We start from the raw sequence: 20,347 nt of genomic DNA on the forward strand, positions 1-20,347 counted from the left end.
CCGCCGAACGGGCGGGTTACGCCCTCAGACCACCCCGTCGCGGCCCATCGCCAAGAACTTCTCGCGCCGCTTCGTTTTCAACGCGGCGGGCGTCTGTTCCAGCAGCGGCCGGAGGGCGTGATCAATCGCCTCCCCCACAGCGGCGATCATTTCGGCCGGCGCGCGATGAGCGCCGCCCAAAGGCTCGGGAATAACCGCGTCGATCAGGTCGAAACGGCGCAGGTCATCCGCCGTGAGACGCAGCGCATCGGCCGCGAGCGGTGCGGAGGCCGCGTCGCGCCATAGGATGGACGCGCAGCCCTCAGGCGAAATCACGGAGTAGATCGCATGCTCCAGCATCAGCACGCGGTCGGCGGCACCGATGGCGATGGCGCCGCCAGAGCCGCCCTCCCCGATCACAGTCGCGATGAACGGGACAGGCGCCAAGAGGCCGACATCAATGCAGCTTGCGATGGCCTCGGCCTGACCACGGGCCTCGGCATCGATACCCGGATAGGCGCCGGAGGTATCGATGAAGCTGAGGATCGGCAGGTTGAAGCGGCCGGCCAATTCGATGAGGCGCTTGACCTTGCGATAGCCTTCGGGCCGCGCACTACCAAAATTATGCTTGATGCGGCTATCGGTGTCGGTGCCCTTCTCGGTGCCCATCACCATCACCGGAACGCCGTTAAAACGCCCGACTCCGCCGACGATCGCGGCATCCTCGGCGAAAGCGCGGTCACCGCCGAGGGGCGTGAAATCGGTGATCAGGGCCGCGATGTAGGACAGCGCGCGCGGCCTGTCCGGATGGCGGGCGACCTGCGTCTTCTGCCAGGGCGAGAGCTTGGCATAGAGCGTGCGCAGCTGACGGTCCGCCTTTTCGGACAGACGGCCGACCTCGTCGGCGATGCTCAGCCCCTCAGGACCGGGCATGCGCCGCAATTCCTCGATCTTGTTCTCGAGTTCGGCGAGCGGCTTCTCGAAATCAAGGAAATGGCGCATGGGCTGTGTTAGCTCGATCTGAGAGTGGGGCAAGCGCGTCGGGCCGAGTGAGCGGAGGACAACAGTCCTCCCGTGTCAGGTCAGCGCCGCCTCGGGGAAAAGGGCGAGCCCGGTCTCGGGGCCAGAAAACGCATCCATAACCTCGTTCGCGGGCCCATCTGCGCGGACATGGCCGTCTTCCAGCCAGATGACCCGCGTACACCAGGACCGCACGATGTCGGGGATATGGGTCGACAGCACCAGGATATCGGCGCCGCGCACCATGCTCTCCAACCGCTCCTGCGCCTTGACGCGGAAGGACGCGTCACCCGCCAGGAACCACTCATCCATCAGCAAAACCTGCGGGCGGATGGCGGTCGCCATGGCGAAGGCCAGGCGGACGACCATGCCGGAGCTGTAGATGCGAACTGGCAGGTCGAAGAAGTCACCAAGCTCGGCGAAGCTGCGCACGTCTTCCTGGAGATGTTGGATGCTGGCGGTGTCCATCCGGTGGAAGCGACCGCGCAACGAGACGTTTTCACGTCCGGTCAATTCTAGGTTCATGCCCTGACCGGGGTCGAGCAGCGCGTTCAGGCTGCCCTGGATCTGCACGCGCCCACCGACGGGCTCATAGACGCCGGCCAAAGCCCGCAGCAGCGTGGTCTTGCCGGCGCCATTATGGCCGACGAGGCCGAGGCGCTCCCCCGGCCCGAGGGAGAAGCTCACGTCCCGCAACGCCTCGACAACCATGCGATGCTGGCTGTTCTGCTGCAGACGCCGCCCCTGCGCGGCTGCCAGCATAGTCTTCTTCAAACTGCGGGACTGGCCGTGATAGAGCGGAAACTCGATCCGCAGATCCTGGACGTCGATGCGGGCGTTCATCGCGGTCATATCCAGAAGGCGATCCGATGACGGACGCGCAGGAAGGTGAGCCAGGCGACGCCGCAGAGCGCCACGGAATAGATGAGGGCGCTGATATAGGTCGCCGTGGTCGGTATCTGGCCCAATAGCGGCGCGCGGAGCACCTGAAGCACCGAGTAGAAGGGGTCGTAGACGAGGAACCATCCGCGCGCGCCCAGGAAGTCCGGCTTCCACATCACGGCACTGACGTAGAAGGCGATCTGCATGACGCTGCCGATGATGGGCGGAATGTCACGGAAGCGGGCGCAGAGGGCGCCGAGCATCATGGCGGCGGCCGCACCATCGATCAGCCACAGGATCAAGGCCGGGATGGCCGCGAAAGCGTGCAGCGTGAGCGGAACCTGGAACGCCACGAAGACCACAACGATGACGATGACGTTGTGGCCGAGGATCAGAACGTTTCGCGCAAGCAACTGGATAATATAGAGCGAAAACGGAATCCGCATCGATCGGATCATGCCCTCAGCCTGCACGAAGCTTGTGCAGCCTTCTGAGATGATCGTCGACAGGAAACTCCAAAGCACCAGCGAAAGGGCCAGGAACGGCAAGTAGTCGCGCACCTCGGTATGGAACAGATAAGCGTAGAGGAAACCGAGCGAGGCGATCATCAACGCCGTCGACAGGGTCAGCCAGAGCGGGCCGAGGACGGAGCCGCGATAGCGCAGGCGGATATCGAGCCAGCTCAGCGTGAACGCAAGACGCCAGAGCGAAACGGCTTTGGTGATATCGGCCACCGCCATGCGATTGCGCGCGACGAAGCCCAGGCCGTGGCGCAGGTCGATGGCAAACCCTTGCTCGGCTTCGGACGGAACCAGCGACTGGCGGTCGGAAATGACGTTCATAAGGCGCCGCCGATAGCCGATCCGTCCTGTTGCTGCAACTGCGCCCTTCGGATGGGTTGCCTTACGCGCATTGCATCAGCTCGCCGGCGCGGCCGGCACCAGTGTCGGTGTCGCCCCCGGCACGAGACGCACACGCTGACCGGGAACCAGATGCAGCGGGTCCGCTTGCACGACGGAGAGCGTGCGCCCGTCATCCGTCTGAAGCACGACTTCGGATGCGGATATCCCTGGTTGAAGCGGAACGCCCATGGCGGCAAGGATCTGTGCGCGCGAATCGCCCGACGCAATGGCCTGCGTGATAGGGCGGACCGCATCCACCGTCGCGTAGGACGGTCCGCTCAGTGTGACTGTATCGACGGCCGATGCTTGCAGGGGCGCAGTCGGCGCCGCGCAGCCCACCACAGTCACAGCAACACACAAGGTCAGCGCCGCGCCAACACGCCCGAATGTGAACAACCACACCTCCAACACGAGTTCGTGAGCAATCTATGTCAGGTGCAATCTAGCGGACATACAGCGGACTGTCGTCAATAGTTCGTGTTGCGCGAAACTTCGGGTTCGATTAATGGGTTAGAAGACGTTCCTGTCCGCTAATCTGAAGCAATGTTTCGAGCGGCGACTCTTGTCGTCGTGACTCACCGGTCCCCGAGGGCCGCGCCACGACGGAGGCTGTTTCCCATGCCGCGCAATTCTCCCGCAGACGTGATCCTAACCCTTCTTGCCAGCAAGAACGCCGACATGCGGGCGACGCGCTTGCGTCGTGGATTGCGGATGGCGGCCTGCTTCACGATGGTCGGCCTGCTCGCCGCCTGCGCCAGCCACGCGCCGCGCCTGTCCAATGCCGAACAGGCCGGACAGTATAAGGACAATGCCGCTGGCAATTATGCGCCGCCGGGGCCGCCGAGCGATCCCTGGGGTCCGTATATCGTTCAAGCCTCCCAGCGTTTCGATGTGCCTCAGAGCTGGATTCGCAACGTGATGCACACCGAATCCGGCGGCCAGCTTTACGTCAATGGCGGCCTGGTGACCTCCGGCGTCGGCGCGATGGGCCTGATGCAGGTGATGCCCGAGACCTATCAGGAGCTTCAGGCCCAGTATGGCCTCGGCGACGACCCTTACGCGCCGCATGACAACATCATGGCGGGCACCGCCTATTTGCGCGAAATGTATGACCTGTTCGGCTCGCCCGGCTTTCTCGCGGCCTATAATGCCGGGCCGCAGCGGCTGAACCAGTATCTGACCGATGGCCGGCCCCTGCCCGCCGAAACGACCCATTACGTTGCGATGATCAGCCCCTCCATCCAGGGCGACATGCCGAGTGGCCGGTCCCCGGCTGACCAATTCGCCATGAACAGCATGAACGCACCCAGCGCGCGTCCCTATAACGGCGGTGCCGTGGCCGGCGCCGATAGTGGGGCGAGCCTGGCCGAAACCGGTGGCGGTGCCGTGGGCGGCGGCAGTCTGGCTGACACGGGCGGCGGCCTGGTGGGCGGCAGCGGTGGCAACATGATGCTCGCCATGAACAAGCCTGGCGCCCAGCAGCCGACCTTCCAGCCGGCGGCGACCGAGAGTGGCCAGAGCGCGGACGACCTCAATTCGCAGCAGGTCGCAGCCCATAGCGATGCGCTGGTGGCCGATGGCGGCGGCGCCGTGCCGGCGGACCTGATGGTCGCGACGAACGAGCCTCGCCCGACGCAGGCCCAGGTCGATCAGCAGGAAGCCGCCGCCGATTCCGCCGCGCCGGATGCCGACAGCGCCCCTGCTCAGGTCGCTGCCTATCAGCCCGCCGTGACCCAAGCGCCCGTCTTTCAGACACCTGTCGTTCAGATGCCGATGCGCGTCGCGGTGCTGACGCCGCCGGCGCCCGCGCCGACCCCGGCGCCGCGCCCCGTCTTCCAGGTGGCCCCCGCCTATCAGCCGTCCTACGGCAGAACCGCCGCACCATCGCAAAGCGCCGCCAATCCGCCGGCCGCCCGCCTCGCCGCCTTTACCCCGCCGATCCGCCGCACCTATGCAGCGCCGCGGGTCGTTGGCCCCTACGGCACGCAGAATCTGGCGAGCGAGATGAACGAGCCGGCGGCGTCGCGCTCCGGCGGCGGCCTGCATCTGATCGCACCCGCGATGGCCGATACCATCCCGCTCACGCTGACCGTCGGCGGTGCAGGCTCCTGGGCGATCCAAGTGGGTGCTTACGGCAGCGCGAGCGACGCCCGCGAAGCGGTGCAGAGCGCGCGGCAACATGAGCACTTTCAGCTGGCCTCCGCCCGCACCATCGTGATGCCGGTGCATGTGTCGCAAAAGCTTCTCTATCGCGCGCGTCTCGCCGGCCTGTCGGAAGGCGCGGCGGTGAATGCCTGCAACGTCATCAGCCGTCATTCCCCTTGCATGGTCATCTCCCCCGACGCGCAGTAGCCTTGTGGGATCCTGAACGGGTCTCCACCGATGCCATCTGACACGATCGATCTCGTAACGCCTGAGCTTCTCACAATCCCCGACCTCGCGGCCGCCATGGCCACGGGCGCGCGCGTTTATCGTGTCGCTGAAGTTGCCCCCAAAGCGACGGAACGACAGCCCCTGCCGCTGATCGCCGGCACCGACGGGTTCACTGAAGAGTGGATCGGGATGTGGCATCGTGAGACCCATCAAGCGTCCGTGCATGCCCTTGCCTGCTATTCGGCGATGGATGCCGTCATCTCCGGCACCGGAGAGGTCTGGCTAGACGGCCGGCTGATCACCGCGCGGGAGATCATGCACGACTACGTCGCTGTGGGGTACGATGTCGCCGGCGGCGGCAATGAGCGCCTTCATGCCGCGTCTCGCCGTCCCATTCGCAGCATCGACACACCCTGCCTCGTGGCGGTTGGCCATGGCATCGCGGTCTACGGCCATTTCCTGACGGAGATGCTGTTCCGCATCCTGGTGGCACAACGCGCCCTGGCGGCCACGCGCCTCAACTATCAGGTGCTGCTGGATCAGGCCGCGCCTGACTGGCTTCTGAAAATCCTGACGGATGACCTTGGCATCCCGGCCTCAGCCATGGTGTTTTTCCAACCGGAGATCGAGCAGGTCCGCCTGCGCCACGCCATCTTGCCCAGCCGGATCTACACCGAATATCGCTTCCATCCGGCGGCCGACGACATGCTGGCGGCGCTGCTGGCGCGCCTGGACCTGCCCGAAGGCGACGCCTTGCCCCGGCGGATCTTCATCGCGCGCGGAACATTCCATAACATCGCCGCGCCCCATCGGGTCTGCGTCAACGAGCAGGCCCTGATCGACATAGCTGTGACCCGGCACGGCTTCACGCCTGTGACCGTCGAGACCATGGGCTGGCGCGCGCAAATCGCGCTGTTCCGCAACGCCGAAATGGTACTGGGTCAGGCGGGCAGCGGGCTGCACAACACGCTATTCTGCCAGCCCGGCACGCAGGTCGCCTCCATCGGCTTGACGAACCTCATGCAATCGATGATCGGCACGCTGCGGGGCCAACACCCGGCCTTCATTTCAAACGACTTCACGCTCGTGGGCGAGTTCACCGTCGATGAGGCGATGTTCGCGACATTCCTCGACCGCGTCTGCGGTATCGAAGCCGAAGTGGAGCCCGAGCCCGAGCCTGAGCCGGTTGTGCTTTTGGAGGCGTTCGCGGTGGTGGAACCGGCGCCAGTGCCGGCACCCGCGCGCGGATTCTGGAAGCGGCTTTTCGGCGGATAACGGAGCGTTATCCGCCAATACGCTCCAACCCGCCCAGATACGGCCGCAGCGCGGCCGGCACGGCAATCGACCCATCCGCCTGCTGATGATTTTCCATCACCGCCACCAAAGCACGGCCAACCGCGACGCCCGATCCGTTCAGCGTATGGACGAAAGCCAGCGTCTTGCCGTCCGCCGCGCGAAAGCGGGCATTCATCCGCCGGGCCTGGAAGTCCCGCGTATTCGAGCAAGAACTGATTTCGCGATACATGCCCTGCCCCGGTAGCCAGACTTCGAGATCGAAGGTCTTCACCGCGCCGAAGCCGGTGTCACCCGCGCAGAGCAGCATGCGACGATAAGGGAGTTCCAGCCGCTCCAGCACCGTCTCGGCACAGCGGGTCATGCGCTCATGCTCCGCCTCACTGTCCATCGGCCCGACAATGGAGACCATCTCGACCTTGCGGAACTGGTGCTGGCGCAGCATGCCGCGCGTGTCGCGCCCGGCTGAGCCCGCCTCACTGCGGAAACAATCGGTCAGCGCCGTCATCCGCCACGGCAGCCTGGCCGCCGCCGTGATCTCGTTCGCCGCCATATTGGTCAGCGGCACCTCGGCGGTGGGGATCAGCCAGCGACCGTCGGTGGTGCGGAACAGATCCTCGGCGAATTTCGGCAATTGGTTGGTGCCATAGACGGCGGCGTCGTTGACGAGGGACGGCACCGCCATCTCCTCGAACCCATGCTCGGTCGTATGCAGGTCGAGCATGAACTGGCCAAGCGCCCGCTCCAGCCGCGCCAGGCCGCCGCGCAGCACGGTGAAGCGCGCGCCTGACAGCTTCGTCGCGTTGGCGAAGTCCATCATGCCAAGCGCCTCGCCCAGCTCGAAATGCTGGCGCGCCGGAAAATCGAGCGTCGGCGGTTGCCCCCAGGTCTTCAGCACGACATTGGCGGTCTCGTCCCGCCCCTCGGGCACATCGGGGTCGAGGATGTTCGGCAGCGCGTCCAGGGTGTGCTTGATGGCGGCATCGCAGGCGTCCGCTTCCGCTTGCAGCCCCTCCATCTCGCCGCGCAGGGCAGTGCCTTCGGCCTCCAGCAGCGTGGTGTCCTCGCCGCTCTTTTTGGCACGGCCAATGTCGCGGGACAGTTCGTTGCGGCGCGCCTGCTTTTCCTGCAACAGGCCGAGCGCCGTGCGGCGACGGGAATCCTGGTCGAGGATGGCAGCACTTACGCCAGGCAGGCGACGGCGCGCCATGGCGGCGTCGAAGGCATCAGGATCAGCGCGAATGGCGCGGATGTCGTGCATGGGTTTAGGCGTCCTCGACGATCTTCGGCTCGACGATGCGCACGGCGATGATCGAAATTTCGTACAGCACGATCAGCGGCACGGCGAGGCCGGTCTGGGTCAGCACATCCGGCGGTGTCAGCACCGCGGCGACGACAAAACAACCGACATAGGCGTAGCGGCGAAACTTCTTCAGCGTCTTGGAACTGATGATGCCGACCTTGCCCATCAGCGTGAGCGCAACCGGCAGTTCGAAGGCGACGCCGAAGGCGAAGACTAACCGCATGACCAGGCCGAGGTAGTCCGACACACGGGCCATCAGCTCGATCTGCAAGCCGTCCGCGCCGGCATGGCTTGTCGGTGTCTGGAAGCTCAAGAAGAAGCGAAAGGCAGTCGGGAAGATGAAGTAATAGGCGAGCGCCGCACCGGCCAGAAACAATACCGGGGTCGCCACGATGAACGGCAGCATGGCGCGCTTTTCGCTGCGGTACAGGCCCGGCGCGATGAACAGCCAAAGCTGCGTCGACATGATCGGGAAGGACACGAAAACGGCCGCGTAGACCGACACCTTGATGTAGGTGAAGAAGGCCTCATACAGCGCGGTGTAGATCATGCGCGGCTCTTCGCCGCGCGACTTCAGGATCGACACCAGCGGATGCGCCAGGAAGGCGTAAATCTGAAAGGAGAAGTGGTAGCAGACGAAAAAGGCGATCAGGAAGCCGCCCGCCGACCATAGGAGTCGGGTCCGCAGCTCGCTCAGATGCTCCAGAAGATGCATCGGCTTGTCGTCGATCGGATCTGCTTCGTCGCGCGTCGCCACAGCCTGCTGCCTCGAATGTCTGGGGTGGAGACTGGTGGGCCGTTACCGGCGGATGCCAGGCGGGATGAAGGCCGGGCGCTTCGGCGCCAAGGTAATGCCCGGCGGAATGAAAGACGGTGTCAGCGGACCGTCCGACACCATGTCTGCGGTGATGTCGTCCGGCCGGTCGATGGCATATTCCGGAAACTGCCCCACCGCGACCGTTTCGACGGGCAGATCGGCGGCGGAGATCGGCCCCATATGAACGGATTTGGTGCCCATGGGATCGGCGAAGGCGGATTTGATGGTGTTGTCAGGGTCCAGCATCTTGCCAAGCTGGCCGCGCACGTTCAGCCCGCTGCGCAATTCCTGGATGGAATCACGCACCTCATGCAGATTGGCCTCTCGCACGAGGTCATCCATCTGGCCCTGAAAGTCGCCGGCCATCCTGCGGGCCTTTTTGATCAGACCCGTGATGGTACGGATCGCGACCGGCATGTCTTTCGGGCCGATGGCCACGAGTGCCACCACGCCTACCAAGGCGATTTCGGACCAGGCAAAATCGAACATATGTGGCGGTAGCCCCCCAAGGCCGACTGCTAGCAGGAAGTTAGGTATTGGGGAACTGCGCCGCCTCCGTCCCCATCGGTGTCTCGGGCGGGTTGGTCGCCATCAAGGCGGTGTCGTTCATCAGATCGTCACGGCGCGGCAGGTCGCTCAAGGCCTTCAGGCCGAACTTGGACAGGAAGGCGGGTGTCGTCGCCCATAAGGTCGGGCGGCCTGGCGAGTCTCGACGACCGGCGGGGGCGATCAGCTCCGCCTCCAAAAGCGTGTCCATGGTAGACTGGGAGAGTGTGGTGCCGCGCACCTCCTCAATCTCGCCACGCGTGACGGGCTGGCGATAGGCGATGATGGCGAGCGTCTCCATGGCCACGCGCGGCAGGCGGCGCGGCACCTCGATCACGCGGGTCAGGCGCGGCGCGAGATCGGGCGCGGTGCGGAACTGCACGCCGCCCCCGACCGCCACCAGTTCCACGCCACGCCCGGCATAGCGCTCACGGAGCGCGGCGATGACGGTCTCCGCCTCCTCCGTATCGGGCAAGAGGGCGGTGAGTGCACGCATCGACACGGGCGCGGCGGCGGCGAAGAGCATCGCCTCCACCAAGCGGAGCGAATCGTCGGAGATGGTCGTGGTGTCAGTCATTCGTACGTTCCGCCCCATGACGGTGGATTGCGCTGCGCTTATCCACCCTACGACGCCCTTTTGTAGGGTGGATAAGCGCAGCGCCATCCACCAACCCGGCTACTCGCTGCCACGCTTGACCATGATCGGTCCGAAGGTCTCGTCCTGACGCAGGTCGATCGCGCCGCCCCGTGCCATCTCCAGCCCCGCGAGCAGCGTGCTCGCCAGGGCCGCGCGGCGGGCAAGCGGCTCCAACGGCGTCACCTCGGGCAGGAAACTCATCAGCTCCGTCCAGTCCGGCATCTGCCCAAGCATCAACCCCAGCCGCCGCAACGCGTCCTGCACGCTCCACCACACCATCGGGCGCGGCACATAGCGGCGGGTCGCGGCCTGCCGGCGGAGCGCGCCGATATGGCCGCGCAATAGGCTCGGCAGATCGAGCAACAGGCCCGAACGATCCGTCTCGGTCAGGTTTTCGGGCATGCCCCGCGCGAAGACATCCAGACCCAGTTGCGGCCGGCGCCCGAGCCACAGCGCCGCCGCGCGCATCGCCTGCAATTCTGCCAGCCGTCCGGCCAGCGTCTCGGCCGCCATGTCGGCGTCTTCCGCCTCCTCCACCCCCGCCGGCACCAGCAGGCGCGACTTCAGCCAGGCGAGCCAGGCGGCCATCACCAGCCAATCGGCCGCGAGTTCCAGCCGGATGCGCCGCGCACCCTCGATGATGGCGAGATACTGGTCCACGAGAGCGAGGATCGAGATTTTCGAGAGGTCCAGCTTCTGGCCGCGCGCGAGATCGAGCAGCAGATCGAGCGGCCCCTCGAACCCCTCCAGCCGCAGCATCAGGCTGGAGCCGCCCTCCGCCGTGACGGGCGTTTCAGACACTCTGCCCGGCGAGGTTGAAGACCAGACGCATGGTCCAGGGCACGATGCGATTCAGCAGATCGTGGATCGGGTCGAAGGACCAGCCAAACTGGCGGGAGGCTTCGGGCACGATGAAGATTAGCAGCAGCACGATGGCGATTCCGGCGCGCTCCATCCGCGCCCAGCGCTGCGCCAGGGGCAGTGGCAGCAGTCCGACGATGATGCGGCCGCCATCCAGCGGCGGAATCGGCAGCAGATTGAACAGGCCGAGCACGACATTGGCCAGGATGAAGTCCTGGATGAAATTCGTCGCCGGCACGATGGCGCCGGCATTCACATAAGGCAGTAGCCACGCCGCCAGGGCGCCGAGCCAGGCAAGGAAGAAGTTCATCGCGGGACCGGCGGCGGCGACCAGCATCATGCCCCGCCGGGGGTCGCGAAACCGCCATGCTGCGACTGGCACAGGCTTCGCCCAGCCGAACATGAAGACCACGCGCCCGATCGACACGAGCTGACCGATCAGCAACAGGCCGGGCAGGATGATGGTCCCGACGCGGTCGATATGGCGCAGCGGATTGAGCGACAGCCGGCCCGCGAGCTTCGCCGTGTCATCGCCCAGCGCCCAGGCAGCATAGCCATGCGCCGCCTCATGCAGGGTGATGGCGAGGATGGTGGCAATGGCGCCGATCAGGATGTCGGAGATCAGACCGGTCATGCCACCAGCTCCAACAACGCAGTACGCTCGGTGAGCCAGCCCGCGAGATCGGGCGTGGTCGCGAGTAGACGGTCGCCGGCGATCCGCGCGCCGAGGCCCGCGACATCTGCCAGCGCATCCAGCACGGCGGCATTGCCGTCATAGTCGCCGGGGCAATGGAGAGCGATGTCGCAACCGGCGGCGAGGCAGCGCTGCGCGCGTTCGACCGGCGTTCCCTGCAGGGCGTTCATGGTGAGATCGTCAGAAACCAGCAGGCCGCGAAAGCCGATGGCCTCGCGAATGACGGTCTGGATGATGAGGGGTGAAAGCGTGCCGGGTTGGGTGTCATCCAGCCCCTCGTAGAGGATATGGGCCGTGATCATCCAGGGAATCCGGTCCGCAGTCGCGCGGAAGGGCGCGATATCGGCGGACCAATCCGGCCCCTGGGCCGAGACGCGCGGCAGACCTAGATGGCTATCGAGACGCGCGCGGCCATGCCCTGGCGCGTGTTTCCCGACCGCGATGACGCCGGCGGCGGTAAGGCCTTCCGCCATGGCGAGGCCGAGTGCCGCGACCACGGCCGGATCGGCGCCGAAGCTGCGGTCGCCCACGACCTTGTCCTGGCCCGGCACGGCCAGATCGAGCACCGGTGCCGCCACGACGTCGAAGCCCATGGCGCGGCATTCGGCACCGATCGCCGCGCCATGCAGCCAGGCCGCGCGCAGCCCGGCCTCGGCGTCTAGGTCATGCAACCGGCCGATGACGGCGGCGGCGGGATGCGCCGCCCAATGCGGCGGCCGCAAGCGGGCGACGCGGCCACCTTCCTGATCGACCATGATGACGGCATCCGGATGGAGTACCGCGCGCAGGGATGCGGTGAGCGTCTGCAGCTGATCGGGGTCCACGACGTTGCGGCCGAACAGGATCGCGCCGGCCGGCGGGTGGGCTGCGAACAGCGCCGCCTCGGCCTCGGTCAAAGCCGGGCCGGAGATGCCGAGGATGACGGGTTTCACGAGCGACAGGCCAATAATAGATCGTCACCCGCGCACTTGATGCGCGGGCCTACCCGTCGCGGCGCCCCGACGCCGTGTGGGCGCCACATCGGGTAGGTCCCCGGGTCAAGCCCGGGGATGACGATGGTGGGAGGGCCGCCGCTTTCATTCACGATGAAGGTGCTCAGAACGCCGCGACGGTGCAGCGGCCGCCTTGACCACGAACCGCATCACAGAACGTCGTTGCCGTCGACACAGACGCGAATCCGGCCGTCCGCACCCGCCAAAAGCTGCGGCCATTCACGTCCGCATGCATGAAGATCGGGCTGCGGCCGTGGAACAGAGCCGGCATCCGATGCGACAGATGGTCCCACTCCGCATGGGCCGCATCGACGCTGTCGAGCGCCGCGAGCTGCACCTGAACGTGGCCGGCCTTGCCAGAATGCGTTGCCGGCGGGGCATATTCCTGCGCCAGATTACCCACCCGCGCGGCGCTTTTGGACGGCGGCACGATATGGGTCGCGGCGCCCGACCCCGGCTGAGCCGCTGTTTCCGGCACGCTCGGCACGGTGACGGCCGGTGGTGGCGTCGGCACACTCGCGGCCGGTGGCGGGACCGGAGCAGGCGCCGGCGGCTGGTTCTGGGACGCCGCGAGGCCGGCGGGGTTGGCCACTTCCGGTGCAGGGGCGAGGCTCGCGGTGCCTCCCGAACCGACACCGCCGAGCAACTGGCTGCTCTGGTTGGGCAAATCCAGCCCACCCGGATCGGAGGGCTTCACCTTCACCGCCGTAGTCGGCGCCGTGATGATCGGAACAGAATTCGGCCCGCCACCCGTCAGGGCGGCATAGCCAATGACAAAGACGAGCAGAACGACGCCGATGGCGCCGCCGGTCAGCACCAGGCGACGACCCTCCGCCGCACGACGCTCTGGCCCGGATCGGTATCCGGGCGGCGGGATGCGGAACTCGTCCGACATTCAGCGCATCTCCTCGACGGGCGTCACGCCCATGACCATCAGGCCGGACCGGATGACGGTCGCCGTCGCCGCCACCAAAGCAAGACGCGCCCGTGTGCCGGCGGCGTCATCGGCTTGAAGGAAGCGCAAGGTCGAGTCGTCGCGGCCCTTGTTCCAAAGCATATGGAACTCGCCTGCGAGGTCATAGAGATAGAAGGCGACGCGATGCGGCTCACGCGCCATGGCCGCCCCTTCGATCAGGCGCGGCCAGGCGATCAGCCGGCGGATCAGCGCCAGTTCCTGGGGATCATCGAGGGCCGCGCAATCGGCGCCGGCCAGCGCCTCGGGCGTGGTCTCGGTGGCACCCAGGCTTTCGGCGGCGGCCCGCAGCACGCTGCGGCAGCGGGCATGGGCGTATTGCACGTAGAAGACCGGATTCTCCCGCGTCTGCGCCACGGCCTGATCGAGGTCGAACTCCATCTGCGCATCGGATTTGCGCATCAACATGGTGAAGCGCACGGCATCCCGCCCGACTTCGTCAAGCAGGTCACGCAAGGTCACGAAGGTGCCGGCGCGCTTGGACATGCGCACCGCTTCCCCGCCACGCATGACATGCACGATCTGGCACAGCACCACTTCCAGCGTCACCGCGCCATGGGATACGGCTTTCACGGCCGCCTTCATGCGCGAAACATACCCGCCATGGTCGGCGCCGAGCACATCGATCAGGATGGCAGAGCCGCGCGCAATCTTATCCGCGTGATAAGCGATGTCATTGGCAAAATACGTGTTGGAACCATCGGACTTGCGCAGCGGCCGATCGACGTCGTCACCGAAATCGGTGGAACGGAACAGCGTCTGCGGGCGCGGCTCCCAGTCATCGGGCGTCTTGCCCTTCGGCGGATCGAGCACGCCTTCATAGATCAGCCCGTCGGCTGCCAGCGTCGCGATGGCGACATCCGCCGCACCGCTGTCGAGCAGCTTGCGCTCGGAGGAAAACACGTCCTGCCGCACGCCCAACAGTTCCAGGTCGGTGCGGATTTCGGTCAGCATCATGTCGAGCGCCAGATCGCGCACCGTCTCGAACCAGGTGGCGGGATCGGCGATGCCGAGATCGGGCGTGGCCAGGATAGGTCCGAGGGCGGCGCGCAGCGCCTGGCCGACGGGGATGAGATACTCGCCGCGATATTGAAGGCCGCTCGGCGCGGCGGCATCGAACTCTTCCGGCGTGATCGGGCTGCCCAGGGCTTCGAGGTAGCGCCAATAAGAGGCCCAGGCGAGCGCCTGCACCTGCCCGCCAGCATCGTTGACGTAGTATTCGCGGGTGACCGCGAAGCCCGCCTTCGCCATGACGGCCGCCAGCGCATCGCCCACCACGGCGCCTCGGCAATGGCCGATATGCATCGGCCCTGTGGGATTGGCGGAAACGTATTCGACATTGACGGCCACGCCCGCGCCGGCATCGCCGTCGCCATAGGCCTCACCCGCCGTCAGAATGACGGGGATCTGGTCGAGCAGCGCCTGCGGGCTGAGGCGCAGATTGACGAAGCCGGGGCCGGCGGGCTCCGCCGCCGACAACAGCGGCAAGGCGGCGAGGCGTTCCGCCAAGGCCTGGGCCAGTTCCTTCGGATTTCGGCCGGCGGGCTTCGCCGCGACCATGGCGGCGTTGGTGGCCATATCGCCATGGGCGGGGTCGCGCGTTGGCGTGACCTCGACGCGGGCAAGCTGCTCGGGCGTCAGGACGGGCAGGAGGTCGCTCAGCGCCTCCACGACATGCGCGCGCATGTCGGCAAACAGATTTTGGCTCATGAAAACGTATCAGCCTTGAACGCTGAGATCGGTCAACCGTCGGTATTCTTCCTGCGCATAGCGGTCCGTCATGCCGGCAATATAGTCCCGCACGGTTTCGGCCGCCTGGGCGGTGCCCGGCGCGCCGGCGCGGGTGCCCCATTCCTCGGGCAGCAGGTTCGGCGCCTCCAGGAACATCATCGCAAGTTCCGCCGTCAGGCGCTTGGCCTTGGCGGACATGCGGTTGACCCGCCAGTGACGATACATATTGGCAAACAGGAAGGCCTTGATGGCGTCATTGGCCTCCGCCATCGGCGGGCTGAAAGCGATCACCGGCGCCGCTGCATGACGGATGCCGTCCGCATCCATCGGCGCGAGGCGGCTCAGATTGTCGCGGCTTTGCTGAACCACGTCTCGGATCAGCCGATCGAGGACGCGGCGAATCGTCTCATGCCGCAGCCGCCCTGCCGGCAGATCGGCGCGGAGCGCCCGCGCTTCGGCAAGGGCGTCCGCCACCACTGGCAGATGCGCGATATCGTCCATGGTGAAGAGATGCGCGCGCAGCCCGTCATCGAGGTCGTGGCTATGATAGGCGATATCATCTGCGAGGGCCGAGACCTGCGCCTCCGCCGAGGCATAGGTGTCGAGGCCGAGCGGGTGGATGGCATTGTAGTCCGCCACATAACCGGCCGGATTCTGGATGGGGCCGTTATGCTTCACCAGGCCTTCCAGCGTCTCCCAACTCAGGTTGAGACCGTCGAAATCGGCGTAGCGGGCTTCCAAAAGCGTCACGGTCTTGAGACTCTGGGCATTGTGATCAAAGCCGCCGAACGCCGACAGGGCGGCGTTGAGCCCGTTCTCACCGGCATGACCGAAGGGCGGATGGCCGAGGTCATGCGCGAGTGACACCGCCTCGGCCAAATCCTCGTCCAGCCGCAAGGCGCGGGCGATGCTGCGGGCGATCTGCGCCACTTCCAGGCTATGGGTCAGCCGCGTGCGGTAGAAATGGCCTTCATGATTGACGAAGACCTGCGTCTTGTATTGCAGCTTGCGGAAGCCGGTGGAGTGCAGCACGCGGTCGCGGTCGCGCTGGTAGAGGCCACGCATGGCACTGGTCGGCTCGGCATGCAGCCGTCCGCGTGAGGTCTCTGCCCGGACAGCATAGGCGGCAAGCTCCATAGCCGTGAGGTATGCCCTTCAACCGGAGGCGGCAAGGCGCTATGTTGCGGCTATGAGCACGCAAACGTCGAATTTCGGCCTCACCGACCGCGCCGCCATCCGCATCTCCGAGCTTCTCGGCAGCCAGCCGACCCCCGCCGCCCTGCGGGTCGCGGTGCTCGCCGGCGGCTGCAGCGGCTTTCAATACAAGTTCGACCTGGATGAGGCGCCCCCGGCAGCGGATGACTTCGTCATCGAACAGGCCGGCGCGCGCGTGCTGGTCGATCCCAGCAGCCTCGACCTGCTGGGCGGTGCTCAGCTGGATTACACGGACGCCCTGATGGGCGCGCATTTCGCGATCAAGAACCCGAACGCGACCTCCTCCTGCGGCTGCGGCACCAGCTTCTCGATCGACTGACGCGCGCTCAGGCAGCCGCCGTTGCGCATCGCCACCTGGAACGTCAATTCCATCCGCGTCCGCCAGACCCATGTGCGGCGGTGGTTGGAGCGGGTGAAGCCCGATGTTTTGGTGCTTCAGGAAATCAAATGCGAGGCGCCGAACTTCCCCGCCGCGGTGTTTGAAGAACTCGGCTACACGGTCGAGATCGTGGGGCAGAAGGCCTATAACGGCGTCGCGGCGCTGACGCTCGGTCCCGCCACCATCAGCCATCGCGCCCTGCCCGGCCTTCCCGCCGAAGATGTGCAAAGCCGCTATATCGAGATCGACTATCAGGGCCTGACCGTCATCGGCCTCTATCTGCCGAACGGCAATTCCGGCGGCGACGCAGGCTACGCCTATAAGCTGGCCTGGATGGATGCACTGTGCGAACGCGCCACCACCCTGCTGACCGAGGACCGCGACCTCGTCATCGCTGGAGATTTTAACGTCTGCCCGGCGCCGCTCGACTTCGCGGCAGGCACATTGCCGCCGACTGACGCGCTGCTGCGCCCGGAAACCCGGGCGCGCTTCCGGCGGCTGATCCATAGTGGTCTGACCGATCCCGTCCGCGCGCTGCACCCCAGCGCCCCGGCCTATAGCTTCTGGGACTATCAGGCTGGCGCCTGGGAGCGCGATCGCGGATTGCGCATCGATTTCGCGTTGCTTTCCCCGAAACTCGCCGAATGCCTGGTGGCCGCCGCGCCCGACCGTGACGAACGTGGCGCGGAACAACCTTCGGACCATGTGCCGGTGGTCGTCGACCTGGACTGGCCACGCGCGTCGTGACCGAACTGCCCACCCAACCCACGCAGGCCCGCCGCTTCTCTAAGACGCGCGATGCCCATAACTCGGCGCTGCTACAGGACTATGCCGAGCTGATTGACGACCTCATCACCACCACAGGCTCAGCCCGCGCGAGCGAAATCGCCCGAAGGCTGGGCGTTTCGCATGTCACGGTGATCAAGGCCGTCACGCGGATGGAACGCGAGGGCCTGGCGGTCACCAAGCCCTATCGCGGCATCGCTTTGACCGAGCAGGGCCAGGCTCTGGCCGACCGTGTGCGGGCGCGCCACAGGCTGGTGGTGAACCTGCTCGTGTCTCTCGATATCCCGCTGGAGATCGCCGAACAGGATGCCGAAGGCATCGAGCATTACGTTTCGGATACCACCCTCCAGGCTTTCGCGCATTTCCTTGCGCGCAAAACCGACTAGGAGAGGTCCAACGGGTCAGGCCGCGCGTGCGAACCCGAGGGAGACGTCCATGGATTTCGCGCAGCTTCATGTGATCAGTGACATTTGCCTTCTCGTGGAGGATTTGGACCGATCGATCGCCTTTTATACCGACAAGCTGGGTTTTACCGTTCTGCGCCGGGCGGAAGGCTTTGCCGCCTTCAATAGCCAGGGCGTAAGTCTCGTCGTGTGGCAGGCGAGCCATGTGCCGGACGTGCCGCGCCCGATCACCCATTCCATGAGCCGCACGGACCATCGCGCCTGCGTCTCCATCCGGCTGCCGAGCGTGGCGGATGTGGACCGTTGGTATGAGAATTTGGTCGGGCGGGAGGTGTCTTTCCAGCGGCTTCCCGCGAATTACCCCTGGGGCGCCCGCTGCTGCTACTTCACCGATCCCGACAATATCCTGTGGGAACTTTACGCGGACATCGGAGAAGCGGCGGCCTAACCCTCGTCCTTGAACGGGGAGAGCGTCGAAAGTTCCTCCATCTGCGCAAGCATGGCGGGGCGCTCCTCGTCCAGAAAGCCGGCAATCGCCCGGCGCAGCCCTGGATGGGCGATCCAATGCGCGGAATAGGTCGTGCTCGGCAGGTAGCCGCGCTGAATCTTATGCTCGCCCTGGGCGCCGGCCTCGACCCGTGACAGGCCTTGGGCAATAGCGAAGTCGATGGCCTGATAGTAGCACAGCTCGAAATGCAGGAAGGGCCAGTCACCCTGGCAGCCCCAGTTGCGGCCATAGAGCGCGTCGGCGCCGACCAAGTTAAGGGCAGCGGCCACGGGTGTTTCGCCATGAAAGGCCATCATCAGCACCACACGATCGCCCAGACGCTCCGACAGCATGGGAAAGAAGCGACGGGTGAGATACGCGCTGCCCCATTTCCGATCGACGGTCGCCTGATAGAAGCCGAAGAAGGCGTCCCACATGGCGCGGGTGATCTGGTCGCCCCGCAGCGTCCGGAAGGTGAGGCCGGCGGCATTCGCGTCCCGCCGTTCGCGGCGGATCGACTTGCGCTTGCGCGATGACATGGCGCCCAGAAAGTCATCGAAGCTGCCGTAGCCCGCATTGGTCCAATGGAACTGCATGCCGAGGCGGCGCAGCCAGCCCGCCTCCCCCAAGGCCGCCCATTCCTCATCATGGCAAAAGGTGACGTGGACGGAGGACAGGTCGAGTTCGCCGCAGACCTGCGCCAAGCCCTGGCCCATGGCCGCCAGAGGGATAGTGGCACCGGGCCGACGCAGCAGGCGCGGCCCTGGCACCGGGCTGAAGGGCACCGCCGCCTGGAGCTTGGGGTAATAGCTGCCCCCTGCCCGTTCAAAGGCATTGGCCCAGCCATGATCGAAGACATATTCGCCGTAGGAGTGGGATTTCACATACATCGGCACCACGCCCACGACCGCCCCCGCCGAATCGCGGAAGACCGCGTGCTGGGGCAGCCAGCCGGTGCGGGCGTCGGCCGATCCGCTATCCTCGACCGCGCTCAGGAACGCGTAGCTGACGAAGGGATTGTCGTCGCCGGCGCAGAGGGTCCAGTCGGCGGCCTCGATTTCGTGGATGCTGCGGTGCAGGCTGAGGGTGAAGCTGTCGTCAACCGGCATGGGTTTGAAGATAGGGACGCCGCGCCGGAAAGGGAAGCGGAAGGGCATTCCGAACGGTCAGGCTTTCGGGAGGAGCGCGATCAGAGAGCCTAGCTTGGTGCCTGTGTGTTCGCTAATGACGGCCTCATGACCCCTCTCGACGAACTCTCACGGTGGATGGCGCTTCGCTTATCCACCCTACATCAACTCGTAGGGTGGATAAGCGAAGCTTCCTCCACCAAACCGCCGTCACTCTATGACGAACAGGCCTTCCACTTCCACCGCCGCGTCGAGCGGCAAAACTACTATGGGTCGGCTTCGGCCTCTCCGCCCTCGATGAAACGTGGGACCGCTACAGCGGGCGGAATCATATCCGGGATCAGTCCCAGAATATTCACGCTGCCATCCGCCGCAGGCTCATAGACCAAGATGTGCCTCGGACTATGAACCCGGCGCGACGTATCTTCTACGCGATTGCGGCTGTGTCTGAGGTGGTAGAACAGAACCGCTGGATCGATTCCACGTTCGGGCCTCGCTCCCGGTGTGCGGGGATCGTCGGCAACATCCTGCATCGCTTGAAGGATCAAGGTCGCATAGCGATCGCGCGCCGCTTCCCCGAAGAGCTGTGCGCCTCGATCGAGGAGGTCGATCATTCGCCGCTCGACATGATGAGGGACGCGATAAACGCCCACGCTCACATCCCGGAGAGTCCGGTCGAACCATCCGCGGTCAGCCGCTCCAGAAACGCGTCCCTGTCCGCGGGCGTCGCGATTGTCTTGAAATCGCCCTCGGCGATCGCCGCCCGGCCCTCGCGAACGACGTCGCGAATGGCCTCTAGACGCGCGTGGTCTGCCTTAAGGGCATCCTCGTACCTACGAAGCGCCTCGTGGACGACCTCGCTCGCGTCATGGTGGCGCCCGATGCGCACCTGATCGTCCACAAACGAACTGAGCCGCTCGGTTAGATCAACGGTGCGTCCGGACAT

At 65.7% G+C, this 20,347-nt stretch carries 23 protein-coding genes; 6 read left to right on the top strand and 17 right to left on the bottom strand.

The features are described 5' to 3' along the window. Positions 1-24: 24 nt before the first annotated feature. The 4 genes from QP803_RS09795 to QP803_RS09810 all read right to left on the bottom strand — a co-directional run bounded on the left by QP803_RS09795 (position 25) and on the right by QP803_RS09810 (position 3,179). Complete coding sequence (locus QP803_RS09795; RefSeq protein WP_284947579.1) at positions 25-981, bottom strand: acetyl-CoA carboxylase carboxyltransferase subunit alpha; 957 nt, start codon at positions 979-981, stop codon at positions 25-27. A 75-nt stretch (positions 982-1,056) separates the two neighbouring features. Then, positions 1,057-1,851: an ABC transporter ATP-binding protein gene (locus tag QP803_RS09800; protein ID WP_284947580.1), complete on the bottom strand. Its 795-nt coding sequence runs from the start codon at positions 1,849-1,851 to the stop codon at positions 1,057-1,059. Then, entirely contained in the window at positions 1,848-2,723 is an 876-nt protein-coding gene (locus QP803_RS09805; protein ID WP_284947581.1) for an ABC transporter permease, read from the bottom strand. The genes QP803_RS09800 and QP803_RS09805 overlap by 4 nt, the downstream gene beginning before the upstream one ends. 75 nt (positions 2,724-2,798) lie before the next feature. Then, positions 2,799-3,179 (bottom strand): hypothetical protein, encoded by a 381-nt coding sequence (locus QP803_RS09810; RefSeq protein WP_284947582.1) that lies wholly within the window; start codon positions 3,177-3,179, stop codon positions 2,799-2,801. Positions 3,180-3,401: 222 nt separating this feature from the next. Here QP803_RS09810 and QP803_RS24005 point away from each other — a divergent pair, with 222 nt between their 5' ends. Continuing rightward, positions 3,402-5,135 (top strand): transglycosylase SLT domain-containing protein, encoded by a 1,734-nt coding sequence (locus tag QP803_RS24005; protein ID WP_350356077.1) that lies wholly within the window; start codon positions 3,402-3,404, stop codon positions 5,133-5,135. Between the two features lie 30 nt (positions 5,136-5,165). Beyond that, positions 5,166-6,431, top strand: coding sequence for a glycosyltransferase family 61 protein (locus tag QP803_RS09825; protein WP_284947583.1), 1,266 nt, complete (start codon positions 5,166-5,168; stop codon positions 6,429-6,431). A 7-nt stretch (positions 6,432-6,438) separates the two neighbouring features. Here the strand turns inward: QP803_RS09825 and serS are convergent, their stop codons facing one another. From serS to QP803_RS09875, 10 genes are all read right to left on the bottom strand, one after another. Further along, positions 6,439-7,710 carry a serine--tRNA ligase gene (gene serS, locus QP803_RS09830; protein WP_284947584.1) on the bottom strand — a complete coding sequence of 424 codons (1,272 nt, stop codon included), beginning with the start codon at positions 7,708-7,710 and terminating at the stop codon, positions 6,439-6,441. A 4-nt stretch (positions 7,711-7,714) separates the two neighbouring features. Continuing rightward, entirely contained in the window at positions 7,715-8,467 is a 753-nt protein-coding gene (tatC, locus tag QP803_RS09835; protein WP_284947871.1) for a twin-arginine translocase subunit TatC, read from the bottom strand. An 84-nt stretch (positions 8,468-8,551) separates the two neighbouring features. After that, positions 8,552-9,058: a Sec-independent protein translocase protein TatB gene (gene tatB, locus QP803_RS09840; RefSeq protein ID WP_284947585.1), complete on the bottom strand. Its 507-nt coding sequence runs from the start codon at positions 9,056-9,058 to the stop codon at positions 8,552-8,554. A gap of 40 nt (positions 9,059-9,098) precedes the next feature. Continuing rightward, complete coding sequence (gene scpB, locus QP803_RS09845) at positions 9,099-9,692, bottom strand: SMC-Scp complex subunit ScpB (protein ID WP_284947586.1); 594 nt, start codon at positions 9,690-9,692, stop codon at positions 9,099-9,101. 99 nt (positions 9,693-9,791) lie between these two features. Further along, positions 9,792-10,511 (bottom strand): segregation and condensation protein A, encoded by a 720-nt coding sequence (locus tag QP803_RS09850; RefSeq protein ID WP_284947872.1) that lies wholly within the window; start codon positions 10,509-10,511, stop codon positions 9,792-9,794. Between the two features lie 34 nt (positions 10,512-10,545). After that, on the bottom strand, positions 10,546-11,247 hold the full coding sequence (locus QP803_RS09855; RefSeq protein WP_284947587.1) for a site-2 protease family protein: 702 nt from the start codon (positions 11,245-11,247) through the stop codon (positions 10,546-10,548). Then, positions 11,244-12,239 (bottom strand): beta-N-acetylhexosaminidase, encoded by a 996-nt coding sequence (nagZ, locus tag QP803_RS09860; RefSeq protein ID WP_284947588.1) that lies wholly within the window; start codon positions 12,237-12,239, stop codon positions 11,244-11,246. The genes QP803_RS09855 and nagZ overlap by 4 nt, the downstream gene beginning before the upstream one ends. 163 nt (positions 12,240-12,402) lie before the next feature. Beyond that, positions 12,403-13,194, bottom strand: coding sequence for an SPOR domain-containing protein (locus QP803_RS09865; protein ID WP_284947589.1), 792 nt, complete (start codon positions 13,192-13,194; stop codon positions 12,403-12,405). Next, the gene (gene argS, locus QP803_RS09870) at positions 13,195-14,982 is read right to left on the bottom strand and encodes an arginine--tRNA ligase (RefSeq protein ID WP_284947590.1); all 1,788 of its coding nucleotides are present in this window, start codon (positions 14,980-14,982) and stop codon (positions 13,195-13,197) included. It lies immediately after the preceding gene. 9 nt (positions 14,983-14,991) lie between these two features. Next, positions 14,992-16,140 (bottom strand): deoxyguanosinetriphosphate triphosphohydrolase, encoded by a 1,149-nt coding sequence (locus QP803_RS09875; RefSeq protein WP_284947591.1) that lies wholly within the window; start codon positions 16,138-16,140, stop codon positions 14,992-14,994. A gap of 52 nt (positions 16,141-16,192) precedes the next feature. Here QP803_RS09875 and QP803_RS09880 point away from each other — a divergent pair, with 52 nt between their 5' ends. From QP803_RS09880 to QP803_RS09895, 4 genes are read left to right on the top strand one after another with little or no spacing between them, the layout of a single operon-like run. After that, positions 16,193-16,537 (top strand): HesB/IscA family protein, encoded by a 345-nt coding sequence (locus QP803_RS09880; protein ID WP_284947592.1) that lies wholly within the window; start codon positions 16,193-16,195, stop codon positions 16,535-16,537. A gap of 21 nt (positions 16,538-16,558) precedes the next feature. Next, the gene (xth, locus tag QP803_RS09885; protein WP_284947593.1) at positions 16,559-17,344 is read left to right on the top strand and encodes an exodeoxyribonuclease III; all 786 of its coding nucleotides are present in this window, start codon (positions 16,559-16,561) and stop codon (positions 17,342-17,344) included. Beyond that, positions 17,341-17,769 carry a manganese-binding transcriptional regulator MntR gene (gene mntR / locus QP803_RS09890; RefSeq protein WP_350356078.1) on the top strand — a complete coding sequence of 143 codons (429 nt, stop codon included), beginning with the start codon at positions 17,341-17,343 and terminating at the stop codon, positions 17,767-17,769. Before xth ends, mntR begins: the two co-directional genes overlap by 4 nt. A gap of 49 nt (positions 17,770-17,818) precedes the next feature. After that, positions 17,819-18,235: a VOC family protein gene (locus tag QP803_RS09895; RefSeq protein ID WP_284947594.1), complete on the top strand. Its 417-nt coding sequence runs from the start codon at positions 17,819-17,821 to the stop codon at positions 18,233-18,235. Here the strand turns inward: QP803_RS09895 and QP803_RS09900 are convergent. From QP803_RS09900 to QP803_RS09910, 3 genes are all read right to left on the bottom strand, one after another. Continuing rightward, complete coding sequence (locus QP803_RS09900) at positions 18,232-19,383, bottom strand: GNAT family N-acetyltransferase (RefSeq protein WP_284947595.1); 1,152 nt, start codon at positions 19,381-19,383, stop codon at positions 18,232-18,234. The two genes, QP803_RS09895 and QP803_RS09900, sit on opposite strands and share 4 nt — an antisense overlap. A 284-nt stretch (positions 19,384-19,667) precedes the next feature. Then, positions 19,668-20,015 (bottom strand): hypothetical protein, encoded by a 348-nt coding sequence (locus tag QP803_RS09905; protein WP_284947596.1) that lies wholly within the window; start codon positions 20,013-20,015, stop codon positions 19,668-19,670. A 41-nt stretch (positions 20,016-20,056) separates the two neighbouring features. Further along, positions 20,057-20,347 (bottom strand): type II toxin-antitoxin system ParD family antitoxin, encoded by a 291-nt coding sequence (locus tag QP803_RS09910; RefSeq protein WP_284947597.1) that lies wholly within the window; start codon positions 20,345-20,347, stop codon positions 20,057-20,059.

This window comes from Acidisoma sp. PAMC 29798, from assembly GCF_030252425.1.
In the GTDB taxonomy this organism is placed as follows: Bacteria; Pseudomonadota; Alphaproteobacteria; order Acetobacterales; family Acetobacteraceae; genus Acidisoma; species Acidisoma cladoniae.

Bases quoted from the DNA above. Each gene is read 5' to 3' on its own strand.
- QP803_RS09900 (WP_284947595.1), bottom strand. From the start codon at position 19,383: ATGCCGGTTGACGACAGCTTCACCCTCAGCCTGCACCGCAGCATCCAC.
- QP803_RS09875 (WP_284947591.1), bottom strand. From the start codon at position 16,140: ATGGAGCTTGCCGCCTATGCTGTCCGGGCAGAGACCTCACGCGGACGG.
- tatB (WP_284947585.1), bottom strand. From the start codon at position 9,058: ATGTTCGATTTTGCCTGGTCCGAAATCGCCTTGGTAGGCGTGGTGGCA.
- scpB (WP_284947586.1), bottom strand. From the start codon at position 9,692: ATGACTGACACCACGACCATCTCCGACGATTCGCTCCGCTTGGTGGAG.
- QP803_RS09855 (WP_284947587.1), bottom strand. From the start codon at position 11,247: ATGACCGGTCTGATCTCCGACATCCTGATCGGCGCCATTGCCACCATC.
- QP803_RS09805 (WP_284947581.1), bottom strand. From the start codon at position 2,723: ATGAACGTCATTTCCGACCGCCAGTCGCTGGTTCCGTCCGAAGCCGAG.
- QP803_RS09910 (WP_284947597.1), bottom strand. From the start codon at position 20,347: ATGTCCGGACGCACCGTTGATCTAACCGAGCGGCTCAGTTCGTTTGTG.
- QP803_RS09895 (WP_284947594.1), top strand. From the start codon at position 17,819: ATGGATTTCGCGCAGCTTCATGTGATCAGTGACATTTGCCTTCTCGTG.
- QP803_RS09880 (WP_284947592.1), top strand. From the start codon at position 16,193: ATGAGCACGCAAACGTCGAATTTCGGCCTCACCGACCGCGCCGCCATC.
- tatC (WP_284947871.1), bottom strand. From the start codon at position 8,467: ATGCATCTTCTGGAGCATCTGAGCGAGCTGCGGACCCGACTCCTATGG.
- QP803_RS24005 (WP_350356077.1), top strand. From the start codon at position 3,402: ATGCCGCGCAATTCTCCCGCAGACGTGATCCTAACCCTTCTTGCCAGC.
- QP803_RS09850 (WP_284947872.1), bottom strand. From the start codon at position 10,511: ATGCTGCGGCTGGAGGGGTTCGAGGGGCCGCTCGATCTGCTGCTCGAT.
- serS (WP_284947584.1), bottom strand. From the start codon at position 7,710: ATGCACGACATCCGCGCCATTCGCGCTGATCCTGATGCCTTCGACGCC.
- QP803_RS09905 (WP_284947596.1), bottom strand. From the start codon at position 20,015: ATGATCGACCTCCTCGATCGAGGCGCACAGCTCTTCGGGGAAGCGGCG.
- QP803_RS09825 (WP_284947583.1), top strand. From the start codon at position 5,166: ATGCCATCTGACACGATCGATCTCGTAACGCCTGAGCTTCTCACAATC.
- QP803_RS09795 (WP_284947579.1), bottom strand. From the start codon at position 981: ATGCGCCATTTCCTTGATTTCGAGAAGCCGCTCGCCGAACTCGAGAAC.
- QP803_RS09800 (WP_284947580.1), bottom strand. From the start codon at position 1,851: ATGACCGCGATGAACGCCCGCATCGACGTCCAGGATCTGCGGATCGAG.
- QP803_RS09865 (WP_284947589.1), bottom strand. From the start codon at position 13,194: ATGTCGGACGAGTTCCGCATCCCGCCGCCCGGATACCGATCCGGGCCA.
- argS (WP_284947590.1), bottom strand. From the start codon at position 14,982: ATGAGCCAAAATCTGTTTGCCGACATGCGCGCGCATGTCGTGGAGGCG.